General features: G+C 48.7%; 17 protein-coding genes. 10 read left to right on the forward strand and 7 right to left on the reverse strand.

Features of this window, described 5'->3' with window-relative positions:
- Positions 1–12 precede the first annotated feature (12 nt).
- From AC1XTG_RS11715 to AC1XTG_RS11725, 3 genes are all read right to left on the reverse strand, one after another.
- Complete coding sequence (locus AC1XTG_RS11715) at positions 13–1,260, reverse strand: hypothetical protein (RefSeq protein ID WP_484842130.1); 1,248 nt, start codon at positions 1,258–1,260, stop codon at positions 13–15.
- Positions 1,261–1,449: 189 nt separating this feature from the next.
- A complete protein-coding gene (locus AC1XTG_RS11720; protein ID WP_484842131.1) occupies positions 1,450–2,454 on the reverse strand; it encodes an alpha/beta fold hydrolase in 1,005 nt (334 codons plus the stop codon).
- Complete coding sequence (locus AC1XTG_RS11725) at positions 2,451–3,017, reverse strand: hypothetical protein (protein ID WP_484842132.1); 567 nt, start codon at positions 3,015–3,017, stop codon at positions 2,451–2,453. The genes AC1XTG_RS11720 and AC1XTG_RS11725 overlap by 4 nt, the downstream gene beginning before the upstream one ends.
- Between AC1XTG_RS11725 and AC1XTG_RS11730 the strand changes: the two genes are divergently transcribed.
- A complete protein-coding gene (locus tag AC1XTG_RS11730) occupies positions 3,016–3,141 on the forward strand; it encodes a hypothetical protein (RefSeq protein WP_484842133.1) in 126 nt (41 codons plus the stop codon). The two genes, AC1XTG_RS11725 and AC1XTG_RS11730, sit on opposite strands and share 2 nt — an antisense overlap.
- A gap of 23 nt (positions 3,142–3,164) precedes the next feature.
- Here AC1XTG_RS11730 and AC1XTG_RS11735 read toward each other — a convergent pair whose 3' ends face one another.
- Positions 3,165–3,617, reverse strand: coding sequence for a barstar family protein (locus tag AC1XTG_RS11735; protein WP_484842134.1), 453 nt, complete (start codon positions 3,615–3,617; stop codon positions 3,165–3,167).
- A gap of 33 nt (positions 3,618–3,650) precedes the next feature.
- Between AC1XTG_RS11735 and AC1XTG_RS11740 the strand changes: the two genes are divergently transcribed.
- The 4 genes from AC1XTG_RS11740 to AC1XTG_RS11755 all read left to right on the forward strand — a co-directional run bounded on the left by AC1XTG_RS11740 (position 3,651) and on the right by AC1XTG_RS11755 (position 8,325).
- Positions 3,651–4,199: a 2'-5' RNA ligase family protein gene (locus tag AC1XTG_RS11740; protein WP_484842135.1), complete on the forward strand. Its 549-nt coding sequence runs from the start codon at positions 3,651–3,653 to the stop codon at positions 4,197–4,199.
- Positions 4,200–4,332: 133 nt separating this feature from the next.
- On the forward strand, positions 4,333–4,788 hold the full coding sequence (locus AC1XTG_RS11745) for a hypothetical protein (RefSeq protein WP_157474606.1): 456 nt from the start codon (positions 4,333–4,335) through the stop codon (positions 4,786–4,788).
- Between the two features lie 194 nt (positions 4,789–4,982).
- Positions 4,983–7,430, forward strand: a complete 2,448-nt coding sequence (locus AC1XTG_RS11750; RefSeq protein WP_484842136.1) for an ABC transporter permease — start codon at positions 4,983–4,985, stop codon at positions 7,428–7,430.
- A gap of 190 nt (positions 7,431–7,620) precedes the next feature.
- On the forward strand, positions 7,621–8,325 hold the full coding sequence (locus AC1XTG_RS11755; protein WP_484842137.1) for a porin family protein: 705 nt from the start codon (positions 7,621–7,623) through the stop codon (positions 8,323–8,325).
- A 1-nt stretch (position 8,326) separates the two neighbouring features.
- Here AC1XTG_RS11755 and AC1XTG_RS11760 read toward each other — a convergent pair whose 3' ends face one another.
- The 3 genes from AC1XTG_RS11760 to AC1XTG_RS11770 form a co-directional block, all read right to left on the reverse strand.
- Positions 8,327–10,030, reverse strand: coding sequence for a GH39 family glycosyl hydrolase (locus AC1XTG_RS11760; RefSeq protein ID WP_484842138.1), 1,704 nt, complete (start codon positions 10,028–10,030; stop codon positions 8,327–8,329).
- A 63-nt stretch (positions 10,031–10,093) separates the two neighbouring features.
- Positions 10,094–12,112, reverse strand: a complete 2,019-nt coding sequence (locus tag AC1XTG_RS11765) for a M13 family metallopeptidase (RefSeq protein ID WP_484842139.1) — start codon at positions 12,110–12,112, stop codon at positions 10,094–10,096.
- 59 nt (positions 12,113–12,171) lie between these two features.
- Entirely contained in the window at positions 12,172–13,383 is a 1,212-nt protein-coding gene (locus AC1XTG_RS11770; protein WP_484842140.1) for a S41 family peptidase, read from the reverse strand.
- 263 nt (positions 13,384–13,646) lie between these two features.
- Between AC1XTG_RS11770 and AC1XTG_RS11775 the strand changes: the two genes are divergently transcribed.
- The 5 genes from AC1XTG_RS11775 to AC1XTG_RS11795 all read left to right on the forward strand — a co-directional run bounded on the left by AC1XTG_RS11775 (position 13,647) and on the right by AC1XTG_RS11795 (position 17,716).
- A complete protein-coding gene (locus AC1XTG_RS11775) occupies positions 13,647–14,000 on the forward strand; it encodes a cupin domain-containing protein (RefSeq protein ID WP_157474602.1) in 354 nt (117 codons plus the stop codon).
- 91 nt (positions 14,001–14,091) lie between these two features.
- Complete coding sequence (locus AC1XTG_RS11780) at positions 14,092–14,616, forward strand: hypothetical protein (RefSeq protein WP_056282188.1); 525 nt, start codon at positions 14,092–14,094, stop codon at positions 14,614–14,616.
- Between the two features lie 214 nt (positions 14,617–14,830).
- A complete protein-coding gene (locus tag AC1XTG_RS11785; protein WP_056282185.1) occupies positions 14,831–15,781 on the forward strand; it encodes a fasciclin domain-containing protein in 951 nt (316 codons plus the stop codon).
- A gap of 81 nt (positions 15,782–15,862) precedes the next feature.
- Entirely contained in the window at positions 15,863–16,906 is a 1,044-nt protein-coding gene (locus AC1XTG_RS11790) for a sensor histidine kinase (RefSeq protein ID WP_484842141.1), read from the forward strand.
- Between the two features lie 45 nt (positions 16,907–16,951).
- Positions 16,952–17,716 carry a LytR/AlgR family response regulator transcription factor gene (locus tag AC1XTG_RS11795; RefSeq protein WP_056282179.1) on the forward strand — a complete coding sequence of 255 codons (765 nt, stop codon included), beginning with the start codon at positions 16,952–16,954 and terminating at the stop codon, positions 17,714–17,716.
- Position 17,717 lies beyond the last annotated feature (1 nt).

Genomic DNA, 17,717 nt, shown 5'->3' on the forward strand with positions numbered 1-17,717 from the left:
CCCCTTCACATTTTACAAAATCAACCCGAAGCCAAGCTTAACTGCGCCCAGGAAACGCTTCGAATCTGCATCTGTTTTCAAAAGATTGTGGCTGACGCCGACCGAAAGATCAACATAAGCTTTGTTGAAGATGGTTTGCTGCTGGCCAAATCCCACTCCCAAACCCACGTGCTTTTTACTTTTACCAACGCCAAATATGGTCTCGCTGTGATAAAATAAATGGTCGGCGTACGGACCTATGTAAGGTCCGGATAAGTTGTTGCCGCCCTTCCCAAGCCTGATGTTTTGACGCTGGTGTAAATAATACCGCATTTGAATGGAAGAATGGACCTGAAAATCGTTGCTGACTGAAACACGATTTAATGGATAAGACAATCCCTTTGAAGCAATGCGCATATAAAATGCAGTAACCTGGGTATTTAGCGAAAAAGGACTTTTGGCAATCTTTCTTTCGTAACCCGCGCCGACTGTCCCATTTACGAAATTGGGAGAAAGGTACAGTTTGGGCCACAACAATTTCCATTGTTGCTGCACATCATCTTCACAAAACAAAACCTCACAGATCGGCAGGTTCTTTTGTCGTTTCCAATCCCCGAACCCGATCCCCATGCTGGTGCGCGAGGTAATTGCAAATTGCGACGATTTGTTCAGGTGATAAGCAAGCAAAAACGGAGATTCTCTCTGTTTAAAATCCTGATAGTACAAACCGACACCCAGTTCGATCCGACCGAGATTGAAAAACCGTCGCTGCAGGCCGAACTCTATGCCCAGTCTTTGAAGCTGGTTGTTTGCAGCACCTTTGCCCCAGTGCCTCTCGCCGACCAATGCGAGGAAGTTACCCGTGAAATTGTTGACACTTGATCCTTCCCTGATCCTGCGGCGCATATCATAGTACCAGCGGGTATACACTTTGGCTGATAACATCCCTCCAAAACCGACATTCGAGCCCCAGTTCCCGCTCACACCGGCGTCTGCGCCTACCGACCATGAAGGCAGCACCTTGTATTCATATCCGAGATCCAGCTGCGTTCCATCATTGCTGCTGTTTTCAACACTTATCAAATAGTTTGGCAGGAACGTCAGTCCAACCTTGAACATGTGACGCGACGGAACTTTGGTCATGAAAACGTTTTCGTACCGATCGACAAACCGCTGCCGGACCAATGTATCCTGCTCCTCGGCAAAGGAAACGCTGGTGGTATCCTGAGCGAATCCGGCAGCAGACGCCATTATCAAAAAAGCAAGGAAGAAAAGTCTCATAACAGGCAGGCTTAAACAGGATGAAAGGAATGAACCACAGTGATCTACCGGCAATTCCGGTCTATGAAAGGGTTGCTTATCTTGCTTAAAGAGGCCTGTAAAGTGCGGGATCGTTGTATTGTCCCGACACAAAATTATCCTGGATGGTTAGAGGCTGCGCTATACTGTTCTGTTCATTCCAATCCACTTTTAATGCTTGTTTACAAAAGTACGTACAGCCTGGGCGAACCCGCCGGTTTCGGTGATAAAGGGCTCGTGCCAGGATTGGCTGAATGTGGCGCGGCTTACCTGTGTATTGCTCAGCAAAGTCTGGGTTTCATCGCCTACTTCCAGCGGCACAATTCCATCTTTGGCACCCCAAAACAGCCCGATTGGAACGCGCACATTCGAAAGCAGGCTACCTTTTTCAAACTTCCTGCTCTCTACTTCTCCATAATAACCGTAAGCTTTGCTATGTGTAAACTGCGCCAGCGCCGTATTCGGTGAATTGAATGCATAGTTGACTACATATTTCATATCCGAGTAGAGTGACACCGGGTTTCCGTCAAGCTTATGCATCCAGCGATAAATGCCTTCCCAGTCAACCGTACCTGTATTTTGCGGAGTAACCGGATTAGCTTTCAGGAAATTTTCTGCTTCCACATTCCCCTTCTCCTGAGCGCGTTTGAGCGCCCATTCACGAACCTGATAAAGCCAGCGATAATATGAAAACATACCGTTGACCATCATAGCGCCCGATACCTGTTGCTGGTTGTCCCCGGTTGTCAAAAACTGCCACGCCAGCTCCACGCCGAAGCTGTGCGCCAGCAGATATACTTTTGCATCCGGATACCGGTTTTTCAGTAGCTTGATCACCAGCTCCATATCTTCTCCGAACTGTGCGTAACGCAATGTAGCAGGATCCACTTTACCCGAGGAAGCGCCTGCGACACGCTGGTCCCAGTACGCCATCATTACATCATTTTCCAGTTCTTTCAGGTAGTAACGGTAGCACATTGCGCAATCACCCGGACCGCCGTGGACGAAAAGCACAATTTTACCAGGCTGCTTATTTCCTTTTACCCAAACGGGCATGTTTGCACCCTTATGACGCAGGTAAAGCGTGGCGTCTTCCCGTGGTCCCGAATCATTTTCCTTGCAGGAAAACAGCGTAAACAGACAGTTGAATAAGAGTAGTCTGGCAAAAACTTTCATTGCTTTTTGAGGGATAAAAGTGTCCCGGCTTCAATTCCGAAGCGGGTTAAATGAGATGTATTGTAAGGCCGTTGCTGCATGACATTCAGGCGGACATACCAGGCGAGCGGCAGCTGCCTGCGAACAGACAAATCATGCCCCAGGCTCACCGATATCATGGGCAAAAACGCGTTTCCCCCAGCCATTCTCACGCGGCGGAAATCGCCCTCGCGCGTCACTTCAAACGTGCTGCCTTCCAGGAAATACCTGAAATAGGCAGGCGCAATCCCGAGTTCAAAAAGGCTGCCGCGGCTACCAATCCGGCGGTAGCCAAGTTCTGGAGAAACAATGAGGCCAATGTGATTTTGCGGGTGACGGTAAGCTGCCAGGCCGGCGGAACAATACAGGATCCTGCGCGCCGAGTTGCGTTTTGAAACTTTGCCGTAAATGGAATGATCGTAGGCGGCACGCAACCCATAATGCGTGACAGTCTCGCCGAAATAACCGACTCTGAGCGACTGTCCGGGGAGTAAATGCGGAACTGTAATAAGCAGTCCCAGGTACAAAATACCACGTTTTATCATGTGGTTCCGAGTTGTGTTTGATTCGGAACAAAGGTATCTGGCGGGTACCGCGACGTTCAACCCGGGACTTTTTGAAATGCATATTTACCAGGCCGGACCCGCGCAAAATGAAGCTGAATTGTAGTTTCAACGCACAGGCCAGAGCGACTACAATGCTTCTTTTAATGTGATATTGGGATGTTCAGCAATGATTTCCAGGATGATTTCAAAATACGTTTGTCCTTCTCCGCATTCCAGTGCCCTTCTTTTTTCTGCAAAAAGGGTTTTGTTAAATGGAGAATTAGGGGCAAGCTTTTCGGTGTAGTAAGCGAGGGTTGTTTCAAAACCTAATACCTCGCGGCTCCTGTGCTGATTGATCCAGACCAGCTCGACAGGTTCGTCTCCTTTTATTTCACCAAATGCTCCGAACAGCAAGTCACTGAATGCGTCGAGACTTGCGCCCAAAATCCAGTTTTCATCCTTCATAAATACGCGGTTGATCTCTTCATAAAAGGATGGTATATCGTGGATTGCGTTGCCGTCGATCACGATCTGCTTGCTGTTGCTCAATGCTGTGCGGGAGTTGGTAACGGTTGCGAAATACGGCAAAGGTACGATCATTGCATGGTCTGGTAAGTCAACCAACAAGATCAGATGGAACAAACGCACTTTTCGCAGGACGAACCTGCACGGGACCCGCTGGTGGCCACGCTGCTGATCACGCCTGCTGCCCAGGATTATTTTGATCGGCTCCGTCAAATGCATTTCCCGCCTGAGCGTAACTACCTTAATGCCCATCTGACCCTTTTTCACGCATTACCGGACGAGCCGTGGATTATGGAAGATATTATTAAGCTCGCGCAGGATCAGCCGCCTTTTACGGTTACTGCCTTGCAGGTTGTTTCACTTGGCTTTGGTACCGCTTTCAAGATCGGGGCACCGGAGCTGCCTGCATTGCATCAGACGCTGCAAAAACGCTGGTCGCAATACCTGACCAATCAGGACCGGCAAAAGAGGAATTTTCATATTACCGTTCAAAACAAGGTGGAGCCGGCCGCTGCCAAAAAACTGCTGGCCGAGCTGTCGGACAGCTTCGAACAATTCAGTTTCGCAGTCAGCGGGATCCGTTTGTGGCGCTACAAAGGCGGACCTTGGGAGTTTCTGACCACCATCCCTTTTTCAGGGAAGTATCCCGGCTACTGAGCAGACTGCCTTATAAATCATGACCATTCTCATAATCTGAGCCTACTACCGTCACATTTTGGCGCTCCGGGAAAAGATAGCTTTGCGGGCATTTAAGGTGAACTTCGTACGATTTAAAACTGAAATCTTCAAAATGAAAAATTGCATTACACTGCTTTTCCTGGGCGCTATGTTCCTGACTGCCTGCAATTCCGGACCAACTGAGAACTCGGCGCTTAACACCAAAAAATCTGAATCGGACAGTACATTCAATCTGTGCTATTCCTCATTCGTGCAAAAGGATACCGTACTGTTTAATGCATTGATGTATGGGGATAGTATAAAGGGCAGTCTGGGCTACAAGCTTTATGAAAAGGACCAGAACAATGGACTATTCCTCGGCAAAATGGCCGGCGATACGCTCTGGGGAACTTACACTTTCATGTCTGCGGATTCAGAATTCGTCAATGAAGTTACCTTTCTGAGAAACGACACTTTGCTGGTAGAAGGAATCGGCGACAGGATTTTCAAGGATGGAAAATTCGTTTTTGCCGACAAAGCCAATGTCCGTTATGCGGGTGTGAAGCTGGAAAAGACGGATTGCAAATGATTCCTGAAAACAGTTAATGGCAGGTTCTTCGATAAATAGTGCGCGTTCCAAAACACCGAACATACCAGATTTCAAATGTTCGGAATCGTACAGCACTTATTGACAAACAGCCGATTGGAACGATTCAGACAGGTTTTGAACAGTGGCATAATCTTCGCTGATTCAATCAAAAACCTAGCTGTCGTTCCAAACTCATGTTCCAGTCCTACCTTAAAATCGCGATTCGCAGTCTGCGCAAGAACAGGCTGTTTTCCATCATCAATGTAGCCGGACTAGGTCTGGGCATCGCCGCTTTCGTCCTCATATTCGAATATGTGGCTTTTGAGAAAACCGTCAACCAGTTTCACAAAAATCTGCCTTCGATCTACCGGATGCTTGATAGTCAGCCAACAGGCGACGTTTTTGTGCAAATGAAGCCGGCGATCGCGCCTTTGATCAGAAAGGAGTTCAGCGAGGTAAAAACCTATTGCAGGGTCGCGGAAGGTTCGGCAAACGGGGTGATTTCCATCGAAGGCCAGGGCATGAAAGGAACCATACAAAGCTTCCGCGAAAATGCCCTCGCTTATGCTGACGCGAGCTTTTTTACACTTTTTACATTTCCATTACTTCAAGGAAATGCGCAGTCTGCCCTTTCGGAAACGAACACGGTTGCATTGGCTGCTTCGCGCGCCAGCAAGTATTTTGGCACTGAAAAGGCTGTCGGAAAGACATTGATCATGAATAACCAGTTCGGAAGGACCTTGTACACGGTTACTGCGGTGTACGAGGATATGCCCGAAAATTCAGATATCCGGTTCGATGCCGTTCTTTCCCTGCAAACACTTGCCAACCCGGCCAACCTGAACGGAAATGAATGGGCGCGGCTGGACAGATTTGACGGATCCTTTGTGACCAACTTTTTCCAGCTTCATGAAAAAGCTGATCCGGTCGCATTTGAGAAGAAAGTAAATGCATTCAAACAAAAGCTGAACCCCGAGGATAAAAGCAAATTTGTTCTGCAACCGCTTGCTGATATCCATCTCGGCTCCTCCATGGACGATGCTTACCCTACCAGTGGGAGCCTCTCTTTTGTGTACCTGCTCAGCGGCATCGCCGTTCTGATCCTTGTCATTGCCTGGTTCAATTACATTAACCTTTCCACGGCTGCATCCCTGAAACGCGCGAAAGAAGTTGGTGTCAGGAAAGTAGTCGGTGCAGGCAGGTTCCAGCTGATCAATCAGTTTTTAGGCGAATCCTTTCTGCTTAACCTGCTCGGTTTTGCCCTCGGCATATTGCTCGTATCCTTTGTCCAGCCGCATTTTAATGAATTTACGCAAAAGGATTTTTCGCTGACTGCCTTGCTCAACGATCCATCCTGGCTACTTGCAGCTTTGCTGCTGGTTTCGGGCGCGTTTCTTTCGGGAAGCTATGTGGCCTTTTCGGTGACTTCCCTGCAGCCTGTTCAGATACTGAAAGGCGCGGCGGGGTTGAAATTGAATGCAGGTAAAGACAACTGGCTCCGGAAAGTGCTCGTAGTTGCCCAGTTCAGCGTTTCCGTTATTCTGATCATCGCAACGCTCGTTTTGTACAACCAGCTGCAGTACATGCAAAACAAAGACCTGGGTTTCAGGCCCGAGCAGCGACTGGTGATCAACGGACCGCAGATCGGCGACGACAAAAGCATTGGTACCAGCTCCGCGCTGCTCGATGATCAGATCGCCGCATTGCCTTACGTCAAAAATTACAGCCACACGGGCATTGTTCCGGGAAGCTACTATTCTTTCAATGCATCGGGTATTACCCGGCAGGGCGACAAATGGGATGAGTCCAAGAAAAGCTACTCAATGGGCATTATCGATGATCACTACCTGACCGTTTTTCAGATACCCGTTGTAGCCGGTCGCAATTTTACTTCCCGTGAAGCGGAGCTGGCCTGGGAAAAGAGCGGCAAGCTCATGGTCAATGAAGCAGCAGCACGGCAGCTCGGGTTTGCGTCTCCGCAAAAGGCGGTGGGAGGAATTGTAAGCTGGGGACAACCTTTCGAGATCGTGGGCGTAGTGAAGGATTACAATCACCAGGGACTGCAAAATGCAATTGACCCGATCATTTTCATGCCCCGAAAATCAGGCGGCAGACTTGTATTGCAGGTTTCAACTGCCAACATGCAAAAGCAGCTTAAAGAACTGGAAAGCCTCTACAAAGCTGCATTTCCAGGTAATCCGTTCGAATATTATTTTGTCGACCAGAAATACAACGAGCAGTACCAGACGGAAAAGCAGTACAGCCAGGTATTTGCATTGGCCTCCATGCTCGCTATTTTCATTGCCTGCCTGGGCTTGTTTGGTCTTGCCAGCTATATGACAGAGCAGCGTACGAAGGAAATTGGTGTAAGAAAAGTACTCGGCGCCAGCATTGCCGGGATCCTGGCGCTGGTCTCCAAAGACTTTCTGCGACTGGTTGTTATTTCGATCGTGATTGCCTGTCCAGTTGCAGGTTACCTGATGAAAAAATGGCTGCAGGATTTCGCGTATCAGACCGATATAGCGTGGTGGATGTTTGCCGGGGCAGGCGGGCTGGTTATTCTCATTGCCGTACTCACAGTAGGTTTCCAGAGCCTGAAAGCCGCATTAATGAACCCTGTGCAGACACTCCGCAATGAGTAGTAGCGTAAGCTCCAGAGGAGCTTCCTGTTTATAGCCAAATGTCTCTTACCAGATTCTTACTGGCTCCTGCGGAGCCTCCTGCTTTTACAAATTTTATTTGACAATCTTCTACAAGATATCTTAACATACTTTACTTTCTTTAAAAGATTATTTCAAGTACTTCTCTCAACAATCTAAATGACTAGTGAAAATGAAAAAATCCCTATGTCCTTTCCTGCTATTAGTACTTTGTTCTTTCGCCGGGTCTGCGTCCTGGGCGCAAATGAGTGTCGGGCTACGGGCCGGCGCTAACTTTGCCAATTTTGTCGTGCAGGATGATGAGAACTATCCGTTCAAACCTAAACCAGGACTGAATTTCGCGGTGCTGTTCAACTTCCCGATTGGCCCTTCGACCAGCATTCAGCTTGAACCGGGGTTTTCACAACGCGGCACGCGGGTCAGGATGAAATCCGAGGATCTAATTAACGGCCAGCAACTCAAGATTGATGTAAAAGGAACTTTGTCAGTCAACCACATTGAATTACCTGTTCTTTTTCAATACAGGCCCAAGCTGGGAAAATTGGAAGGTCTTTTTTCCATTGGACCCGAAGTACGTTTGCTGGCGGGTAATTTAAAGGCAAAATCCACGTCAAAAGCTTATGTTGACGGTGAACTGGTAGCCAGCGAGAGCCAGGATGAAACATACAGCTTCGGAGAAGACAGCCGCAAGTTCGACTTTGGAATGGTCGGCGGCGCCGGACTCTCCTACCCTATGGGGGCACTTCGAATCTTCGCAGAAGGACGCTACCACCTCGGGTTGCGCAACCTGGCCACTTCTGTAGACGGTGACGATGCCAAACTCTATAACCGCGGCGCGTCAGCTCACATTGGTGTGCTCTTCCAGGTAGGCAAATAATTTACCATTTGAAATGCAGCAGCGAAACGCCCTGGCGTGGCAGCTGCATTTCTATCATAGCCTGGCCAGCTTTCGGCCTGATCCATTCCGGAGAAGTAAGCAGGGAAAGCTGGCCGGCTTTTTCAAGTAACCTGATCTGCTCGGCTGTGGGCTGCTTCGGCGATCCCATTGCTTTCCATGCTTCATACGAATTGCTGTTCTCCTTATCAATCCGGTAATGGTACATCAGCACCTCCCGCGCTGGCAGGCCGCTTACAGCCACCTGGATATTCGCATCCGCCGCCGGCACATTATCATCATGGTAATTCCAAACCATAACAGCGGCTGCATTCGATGCCTTGGAGGCGATACCATTGATATCAGCCTCACCGCGGACACTCTCGTCCCTTACTTTCAGAAAATTATAGGCGAGGTTCTGTTTTACTTCGACACGGTTTCCTTCCATCAAACCAAACATACGGAATACATTGAGCACGGGCTTGTCTACCCCGTTGGTAGCCAGGTCACGAAAGCCGCGGAACCAGGCCTGGTCTTCAAACTCGAAAGACCAGCTTACCGCGCCCAGCAGGTTCACTCCTCTTGCCTCTGCCAGTTCATATTTTCTCGCAAATGAAGCCGCCGTGTAGCTCGAATACATGGTACCATTCCGGTAAGCATTTTGCGGACTTACATCTTCCGAGCAGGCCGCGCAACCTTCGGGATCTGACTCACCGATGATAATGGGAAGCTTTTTCAAGGTGGGGTAAGAGGCTACTATTTCAAAACCCTTATCCAGGTCGCGCAGCTGCGTACCCATGTTCATCTGTACATGTCCGTCCACGATTTTCGGCGCACCTTTTGCGTGATAGGTAATGAAGTCGATCGGTGTGCCCGTTTTGCCAGTTGCGTAGTTCTTGCCTTTGGTCACGTGGTCGAGGAAAGTCCGCATAAACTTCTCTGATTTGTCCCAACCTGGTCCGGTTACCTCCGGGCCACCGATTTTCGCAGTGGGTAATGCGCGCTTTACAGCATCTGCTGTGTAATCGTATAATTTGATGTATTCATCAACGGTACCTTTCCAGTAGCTGATATTTGGCTCGTTCCAAAGCTCCCAGTACCAGCTTTCCACCTCCTTTTGGCCATATCGTGCGACCGAGTGTTTCACCCATTGGTACACCAGCTCCGCCCATTTTTTATAATCTTTCGGCGGATAGGCCCAGCCCAGGTAAATGTCGTTATAATCGTCCCCCGGCTTCCAGTGGTGGCGGTAAGGCTCAGGTTTCGTGGAAAGCGCCTGCGGCATAAACCCGATTTGCGCGATGGGCTTCATGCCCCTTTCAATGTAGGTATCAAAGATCTTGTCAACAATTTTCCAGTCGTAAACCGGGTTACCCTGCGCATCTTCCGTGTAAGCATTGGTGGAGCCCCATTTGAGTCCTGCCTCCCCGTCGCCGGTTACCAGCAAGCTGTGGGCGCGGACATACACCGGCACTTTGCTCAATTGTGAAATTTCAGTCAGCAGCTTTTTACCATCCTTCATATAGGTATAGTTCGGCTCATCGTAGCCGAAAAATGCCCAGATAGGCTGAATAGGTGCTTTAACCCTGGACAGATCAACTTCTATCCTGACTGGCTTTGGCGTTTCCTGACTAAATGCAGGAAGGGCGAACGCCGACCATAATGCCGCATTAAACAGCGCAATCCTGAATATTTTACCTGAAAGCATTTGAAACGGTTTAGCAGCTAAGTTTTTCATCAATGGAGTTCAGCGACGTGGATACAATACCTGTTACCAGACTGTGATCCGGCCTTTTTCTGGTTTGTACATCTTGTCACCTGGCTGCAAATTGAAAGCTTTATAAAATGGCGTAAAGTTCATCAAAGGCCCGTTAACCCGCCATTTGGCCGGCGAATGCGGGTTGGTGTTGACGTACATCGACATATATGCATCCCTCGTTTTCACGCGCCAGATGCGTGCAATGGAGATAAAGAATCGCTGATCGGGTGTAAAACCGTCCAGCCTGGTGGTATCCTTTCCCTGCTCGGTCAGCTTGAATGCATCGTAGGCAATCGCAACGCCCGCAATATCAGCTGTGTTTTCACCAACTGTCAATGCGCCTTTGATGTGCATGGAGTCCAGCACGGTGAATGCATTGTACTGGTCAATTACCTGCTGCGTTCTGGCTTTGAACTTGGCATAATCGGCTTTGGTCCACCAGTCAGTAACGTTACCGGCTTTGTCGTACTGCGCACCCTGGTCGTCGAACGAATGCGTGATCTCGTGACCGATCACCATGCCGATCCCGCCGTAGTTCAGCGCGTCGTCTGCATTGACGTCAAAATAAGGCGGCTGTAAAATACCTGCCGGGAACACGATCTCATTCAGGGGCGGATTGTTGTAGGCAGTTACAGTCGGCGGCGTAGTGTGCCACTCGGTGCGGTCCACAGGCTTGCCGAGCTTGTTCAGGTTATACAGATACTCGTTTTTGTCAGCCGAAAGGCGATTTTCAAAATATGTCCCGCGCTTCACGGTTACCTGCGTGTAATCTCTCCATTTATCCGGGTACCCGATTTTTTGCGAGAATGCGTGCAGCTTGTCTTTCGCTTTTGCCTTGGTGGAATCGCTCATCCAGTCAAGCCGGTCAATGCGGGCTTCAAATGCCTTTTTGAGATTTTCAACTAATACTGCCATCCGCTTCTTGGCCGATTCGGGGAAATACTTTTTGACATATAACTGCGCCAGCGCATCACCGAGCGACTGATCGATCGCCTGCGTCATTTCCTCCGCCCGCGTTTGTTTTACCGCCTGTCCGGTCAGGATTTTGGTATAATCAAAAGATGCATCGACAAAAGGCTGGCTCAGGAAATCGGCATAATTACTCAATGCATGCGCTTTCAGGTAAATCTTCCAGTCGGCCAGTGGCACCGACTTCAACATCGTATTCAGCTTGTCGTAATAACCCGGCTGCCCTACGTTGACGGAATCGACTTTGGCACCCAGCACATTTAATAATCCCGCCCAGTTCAGGTTCGGATGTTTCTTTAAAAGCGCAGCTACTGCGAGCTTATTATAGTTGGCCTTCACATCCCTGAGCGCAACGTTGGTCCTGTGCGCAGAAGCGAATTGCTTTTCAATCTCATAGGTAAGCGCCGCATTCTTCCGCGCAACTTCGGCTGCTGTGCCCGACAGTTCAAAAAGCCGCGTCAGATATGCCAGATATGCTTTCTGGATCCCGGTTGTAGTTGAATCGCTTTTGAAATAATAATCGCGTTCCGGCAAACCAATGCCCGTCTGGTAAAACTGTGCAATGTTAACGGTACTCTGTTTATCATCAGGCCCCACGTAAAATCCAACTATCGAACCATTCCCGGCCTTTTGCTCCTCAGCGACCAGCTTCAAAAGCGACGGTACATCACTGATCGCATCAATGCGGGAAAGAAGCGGTTGGAGAGGCTGGTGCCCACGCTTGTTGATTGTTGCGGTATCCATGCCCGAGGCATAAAAGTCGCCTACTTTCTGCTCCACACTGCCTGCTACATTACTAGCTGCCGAAATACTGTCCAGGATACCCTGCAGGCGCGTGCGCTGGGGATAGTTGAGAAATGAATAAGAACCTACGCCGGTCTGGCTGTCGGGAATGCGGATCGTATCGTACCAGATACCGTTCGCGTACATAAAGAAATCATCTCCCGGCTTCTTGGTAGAATCAATTCCGGAGATCACAACACGGCTTTCGCCGGATTCGGACTTCTGGCGGCAGGCGCCGGCGGCCAGGAGGATAAACGCGAGCAGGTATATCTGTTTCATAATCTGGAAAGTAGTAAAAAACTTCTTTTACCCATCGTTCCCGCGGTAATAACTGGTTCTTACCTCCCTATCCAGCCGACAGCAGCCTTTACCTTTTCATCTTTCAGGATCTCTGTGAAATTGTCGCCGCCTTTGATTTGCGTGTCGGGCACAACGCCTTGTTTGTACACGCGGCCTTTTGCATCCGAGTAGTAACCTGTTGAAATGAAGAACATAAGCTCCTTTCCGATGTTAAATCCGCTTAACGCTGTTGTGAAACCTTTCGTTGGTTCCCCGAAAATTCTGCTGTTATCCAGGCTTCTGAATGCAACTGCGACTGCTTCTCCGCTGCTGGCGGTGATGGGTCCCGTGAGCACTGCGATTTTCCCGGGCATGGTGTGCGACTTGCAGCGCATGCCCGAGGATGTTCTCTGTTCCTGCTGATCATAGAAATTGCCGCCTTTCATAATCCAGTTTCGCGGTTCTTTACCGTCCCGGCTTACAAAAGAGCCGATAGTACCATCGCCGAGCAGCTTGTTTAATCCGCCCAGCATGGCAAACATACTGCCACCGTAATTCAGTCTCAGATCAATGATCCAGTGTCTGATGTTTTTGTCAAGAAGGTCGCACACCTGTTTCTGGATCTGTTGATTGTATGCTTCCTCTTTTCCCGACTGGAAATCCGGGCTTGTTGGTATCCGCAGGTAGGCGATGGAATCGTTGACCGCAATGGAGACTATATCCTTGTCATTCCCGTAAGCCGCCTTTCTCAATGCGGGACTTACACGATCAGGATCATCATTTTTATAACCTGCGCTCTTGTTGTTGAAATAAACAAAACCGTGTTTATCCTGCAAGCTGCGGAGGATTGTCTGTAATGCAGGAATCAATTCTTGTATGTTCCTCGCTTTGCCGGCAGTGATTGAAACACTGTCCCTGAGCATTTTCCAATCTATATTTCTGCTGTTGAGCGCGTTCTTTTCGGCGATATCGAGTGCATTGGCTGCATAAAGCTGGTATAAGTTCCTGTCTGATTTGCCCAATGCGAGTGGGAAAGTGTGGTTGGCCTGCATCCATTTGCCGGAGATTTGCCCCGCGCCCATTTTGCCCCGAAACTTCGCATTCATTCCTTCGGAAAATTCCAGAAACAGGCTGTCACCATTAATCTGGCAATCCGATGCGGGTAGTTCAAACATCTGCTGCCCGGGAATGGAAATGTGACATTTCAAACTCCCGATCAATGGTTTTTCAAATGCGAAATGCAGTGTAATACTTTGGCCGGGCGCACTCACGGTTCCAGTCCAGAGCTTTTGATATAAACTATCCTGTAATTCGGATCCGCAACCGTAAAGAAGGACTAAAAAAAGACAAAAGAGCAAGCTTGACTTGCCGGTAAACCTGAAGAACACGATTTGTTTAATATTTTAATTCCAGCTCATAAGTTACCCCGACCGCCGCTTTACTTCTGCCCGAAAGCAAAAAGATTGCATTATTAGCCAGGAATTGCGAATATGGCAGTACCGTTTTTAGCTCACATTTGATCTGACCAGAAGTAATGAAAGTACCTGCCATCGCAAAAATTAACCTCGGGATCCTGGCCGGTTCGGTGGAAGAAAGCTACGCCAATTTCACGGTGTCCGAAGTAAATGACCACGTGGTAAGGCTTAGCGTGATGACCGGGACTTATGACTGGCATTACCACCCAAATTCTGACGAGACTTTCATGACCATCGAAGGTATTTTGCTGGTCGATCTCGAAGCGGAAACGATTGAATTACTACCAGGCCAGCTGCTGACAATTCCCAGGAACACGATCCATCGCACCCGCCCAAAAGGCGAACGCTCCGTGAATATTACCGTGGAGCACCGCGATATGGAAACGGTGATAGTTTCATCAGATCAAAAGTGAGATTTGAAAAGCAAGCTCTATTTCAATGCGGCTTGGTTGCTGGAACGGAAATTGATAAGCATCCCGTATTCATCAACAATAAGTTATTATCATGAAAAAATTAACAACCGGGATCGCCGCTCTTATGCTGTTAGCAGGCGGAACGCTTTACGCTCAAAGCACGACCAACCAAACTACCCCAAAACAGGGAACAAGCACAACAACCCAGCAGGGAACCAGCACTACAACCCAGCAAGGCACGAACACTACTACCCAGCAGGGATCATCCGCTTTCGGAACGCAGAACAACAGCACGACGAACAACGCGATCAATCCTACCGGACAGCGTAATACGAATGAGAGTAGCATTCCCGCAACGCAGAACAACAGCAACATGCAGGATAACTCGAATCCGGCAACGCGGAATAACAGCACAACCAACAACGCGATCAATCCTACAGGACAGCGAAACGGAAGTCCGTTCAACGGCAGCTCAACTACGACCAGCGAAATGGATTCAACAAAAAGTAACCTGAACGAAAGCTCTGGTAACGGAACAACGGGCAAGTCGGACATGTCCGATGACCGTTCTAAAAAGAAGCGCAAAGACAAAAAAGGCACTTCCGATCAGAACTAGTCAGAAAGCAAAGCAAGTACTCAAACCCCGGCCCGAAACGACCGGGGTTTTTTTTGTGGTTTTGAGGAAGAAAAATCTCCCATTCACTTCCATTATTTACCACTTCACGCTCTGAGGTTGACTGTTGGCTCCTGGGACGGAACAGATTCAGTTTGTTCTTAGGTTGCTTAGGTGAATGTTTATTCATCTTTCACAACTTTCAACATTTAAAAACATGAAAACAATGCTTAGAAACCAAACCCTGAAAACGTGTATGGTGGCGGCTTTAATGGCTTTTTCGCTCGCGTCCTGCAATGACGACGACGATGATCAGCCAGTGAACCCGGCGACAGGGAATATTCCCGCAGTGGCCTCGGCCGACCCTCAGTTTTCAACGCTTGTAGCCGCACTTACAAAAGCGGAACTGGTGAGCACCCTGCAGGGAGCAGGTCCGTTCACGGTATTTGCGCCCAATAACAATGCATTTACAAAAGCCGGTATCAGCAGCCTTACCACATTGACCAAAGACGCCCTCACTCCTATCCTCACTTCCCATGTGATCAACGGATCAGTGAAGGCTGCTGATGTGAAAAGCGGCACTGTGGAAACGGTCAATACAAACAATGACATCTATCTGTCCAAGAATGCAGACGGTGTTTTTATCAATGGTAACATCAAGGTCATTGCTACCGACGTGCCCGCTTCAAACGGGGTGATCCACGTGATCGACAATGTGATCGTGCCTCCTACCAGATCCTTGGTGGAAATCGCTCAGGCAGATACGAACTTCACTGAGCTGGTTTCATTGGTACTGGCAGCAGACCCGGCGGTTGCGACGGCACTTTCGTCGGCTGCGAGCGGGTTAACTGTGTTTGCACCTACCAACGCGGCTTTCCGTGAGCTGTACAAAACCGCTCCGAAAGCAACCCTGCTGGCACCTGCCAACCGCGCGCTGCTGACCAGCGTACTGCTTTACCACGTGATTCCAAACCGCGTGTTTTCTACCGACCTGCCTAACGTAACAGCGCCGGTACAAACGGCAAATACAACCGGTACGCTAACCTTTGACCTCTCAGGCGGAGCAAAAGTGGTAGGAAAAACAAGTGGCGCATCCAACATCACGGCTGCCAATATTCTCGCGACAAACGGCGTGATACATGTAATTGACAAGGTGTTAATGCCTTAATAAAGTCTTACGAAAGATTGGCAAACTGGCGTACTCCGCTAACTTGCCAATCTTCGTTTTTTATTGATCATCCCCAGGATTATGTTCCAGCTCAGGTACCGGTACGTTTTCATGTTTCTGCTTGGCGGGTATTCGTTTCTGAATACGCTGCTGATCGAAACTTTTGATTATTACCATGTCGGGGCTGACAAATGGGTGATTTTCCTGCTATTTCTGGTTGTTACTGCCGCCATTTGGGATGGTAACCGGCTGTGGGACAATTGGGTTTCCAGGCAGGAGATCAAACCGTTCTGGGTGCGGATTGTGTATAACTTTGCGGGAAGTCTGGTTATCACAGCAGTTGCGGCATTGGTAACCGGCATTCCTACCGCCTATTATGCTTTGTCACCAAACTGGCAGGAATGGGTGCTGCCTATGAAGCTGCTGCTAATGTTCTGTTTCCGGATCAATTTGTTCCTGAACACGATACACGTCATTTTTCTCTATATGCAGCAGCTGGAATCCAGTCACCAGCAGCTGGAAACCTACAAGCGGATCAGTAGCCAGGCCCAGCTTCAATCTTTAAGAAATCAGGTCAACCCACATTTTTTATTCAATAACCTGAGTGTACTCACGGCGCTGATCGGGCAGGATACCAATGCTTCGATTGAATTTGTTAAGCAGTTTTCCAACGTTTACCGATACATTCTGAAAAGTGATGAAAGCGAGCTGACGCATTTGCGCGACGAGATCGGCTTTATCAATTCCTATCTGTATCTGCTCAAAACGCGTTTCGATTCCGGTTTAAGCATTGATATCAACATTTCCGAAGGTTGCCTTTCGGCCTACATTCTCCCGGTGTCATTGCAAATGCTTGTAGAAAATGCAGTAAAGCACAACATTGTTTCCAAAAGCAAGCCGCTGCACATTGAGATTCTGTGCCTGGATAATGATTCTATTACGGTCAGGAATAATCTGCAAAAGAAGAAGGTAAGCGAAGACCAGTCTACCCACCTCGGTCTGACCAACATTGCGAGGCGATACGATTTTCTGGGACATCAGGGAATCAGCGTGGAAACGGACGCGCATTCATTCAGTGTAACAATCCCATTGATACACCTTAAACCAGACTCACAAAATTCATAAACAAGATAGCGCAATACGCAGACCGACGACCCTTACCCACCAATTATGAATGTACTTATTTTAGAAGACGAGGCGCTTTCGGCGAAAAGAGCTTCCCAGCTTTTGACCGAATATGATCCGGAAATCCAGGTGCTGGATATCCTCGATTCGGTGGAAGAAGCAACCAGCTGGTTTACCCAAAACCCGGAACCCGACCTGCTGCTGCTCGATATCCACCTGGCCGACGGACTGTGCTTTGACCTTTTTGAGCATGTTACCGTGCAGAGCCCGGTCATTTTCACAACTGCTTACGACCAGTATACCTTGCAGGCATTTAAAATCAACAGCATTGACTACCTGCTCAAACCGCTGGACCAAACGGATTTAAATCGGGCACTGGACAAATACCACAGCCTGAACCGCCAGCACAGGAACATTACGGTTTCGGACATTGACAAGCTGCGGTCGACCATACAGCAGCTGACCAAAAAATACAAAACCCGTTTTCTGGTCAGGTATGCGGATACCATTCATTTCAAGAATGTAGATGAAGTCGCTTATTTCTATGCTGACGACAAAGTAGTTTTTATGGTAAGCACGGACGGCAGGAAATACCTGATGGATAGCAAGCTGGAAAGCCTTGAAGAAGTGCTGGACCCGGCGCAGTTTTTCAGGATGAACCGTAAAGTGATCGCCCGGATCGACTCCATTCAAAAAGTAAAAACCCTGCTCAGCTACCGTTTGCAGGTGTTTTTAAAGCCTCCTTTCGAACAGGAGATTTTTATAAGCAAATACAGAAGTCAGGATTTCAAAAACTGGCTTGACAATTAGA

It is taken from the genome of Dyadobacter sp. HNCC25DJ183, from assembly GCF_056895175.1.

What these genes read in the sequence shown, in the direction of transcription:
- AC1XTG_RS11715 (WP_484842130.1), bottom strand. Translation starts at nt 1,260, where the DNA reads ATGAGACTTTTCTTCCTTGCTTTTTTGATAATGGCGTCTGCTGCCGGA.
- AC1XTG_RS11720 (WP_484842131.1), bottom strand. Translation starts at nt 2,454, where the DNA reads ATGAAAGTTTTTGCCAGACTACTCTTATTCAACTGTCTGTTTACGCTG.
- AC1XTG_RS11730 (WP_484842133.1), top strand. Translation starts at nt 3,016, where the DNA reads ATGTGGTTCCGAGTTGTGTTTGATTCGGAACAAAGGTATCTGGCGGGT.
- AC1XTG_RS11725 (WP_484842132.1), bottom strand. Translation starts at nt 3,017, where the DNA reads ATGATAAAACGTGGTATTTTGTACCTGGGACTGCTTATTACAGTTCCG.
- AC1XTG_RS11735 (WP_484842134.1), bottom strand. Translation starts at nt 3,617, where the DNA reads ATGATCGTACCTTTGCCGTATTTCGCAACCGTTACCAACTCCCGCACA.
- AC1XTG_RS11740 (WP_484842135.1), top strand. Translation starts at nt 3,651, where the DNA reads ATGGAACAAACGCACTTTTCGCAGGACGAACCTGCACGGGACCCGCTG.
- AC1XTG_RS11745 (WP_157474606.1), top strand. Translation starts at nt 4,333, where the DNA reads ATGAAAAATTGCATTACACTGCTTTTCCTGGGCGCTATGTTCCTGACT.
- AC1XTG_RS11750 (WP_484842136.1), top strand. Translation starts at nt 4,983, where the DNA reads ATGTTCCAGTCCTACCTTAAAATCGCGATTCGCAGTCTGCGCAAGAAC.
- AC1XTG_RS11755 (WP_484842137.1), top strand. Translation starts at nt 7,621, where the DNA reads ATGAAAAAATCCCTATGTCCTTTCCTGCTATTAGTACTTTGTTCTTTC.
- AC1XTG_RS11760 (WP_484842138.1), bottom strand. Translation starts at nt 10,030, where the DNA reads ATGCTTTCAGGTAAAATATTCAGGATTGCGCTGTTTAATGCGGCATTA.
- AC1XTG_RS11765 (WP_484842139.1), bottom strand. Translation starts at nt 12,112, where the DNA reads ATGAAACAGATATACCTGCTCGCGTTTATCCTCCTGGCCGCCGGCGCC.
- AC1XTG_RS11775 (WP_157474602.1), top strand. Translation starts at nt 13,647, where the DNA reads ATGAAAGTACCTGCCATCGCAAAAATTAACCTCGGGATCCTGGCCGGT.
- AC1XTG_RS11780 (WP_056282188.1), top strand. Translation starts at nt 14,092, where the DNA reads ATGAAAAAATTAACAACCGGGATCGCCGCTCTTATGCTGTTAGCAGGC.
- AC1XTG_RS11785 (WP_056282185.1), top strand. Translation starts at nt 14,831, where the DNA reads ATGAAAACAATGCTTAGAAACCAAACCCTGAAAACGTGTATGGTGGCG.
- AC1XTG_RS11790 (WP_484842141.1), top strand. Translation starts at nt 15,863, where the DNA reads ATGTTCCAGCTCAGGTACCGGTACGTTTTCATGTTTCTGCTTGGCGGG.
- AC1XTG_RS11795 (WP_056282179.1), top strand. Translation starts at nt 16,952, where the DNA reads ATGAATGTACTTATTTTAGAAGACGAGGCGCTTTCGGCGAAAAGAGCT.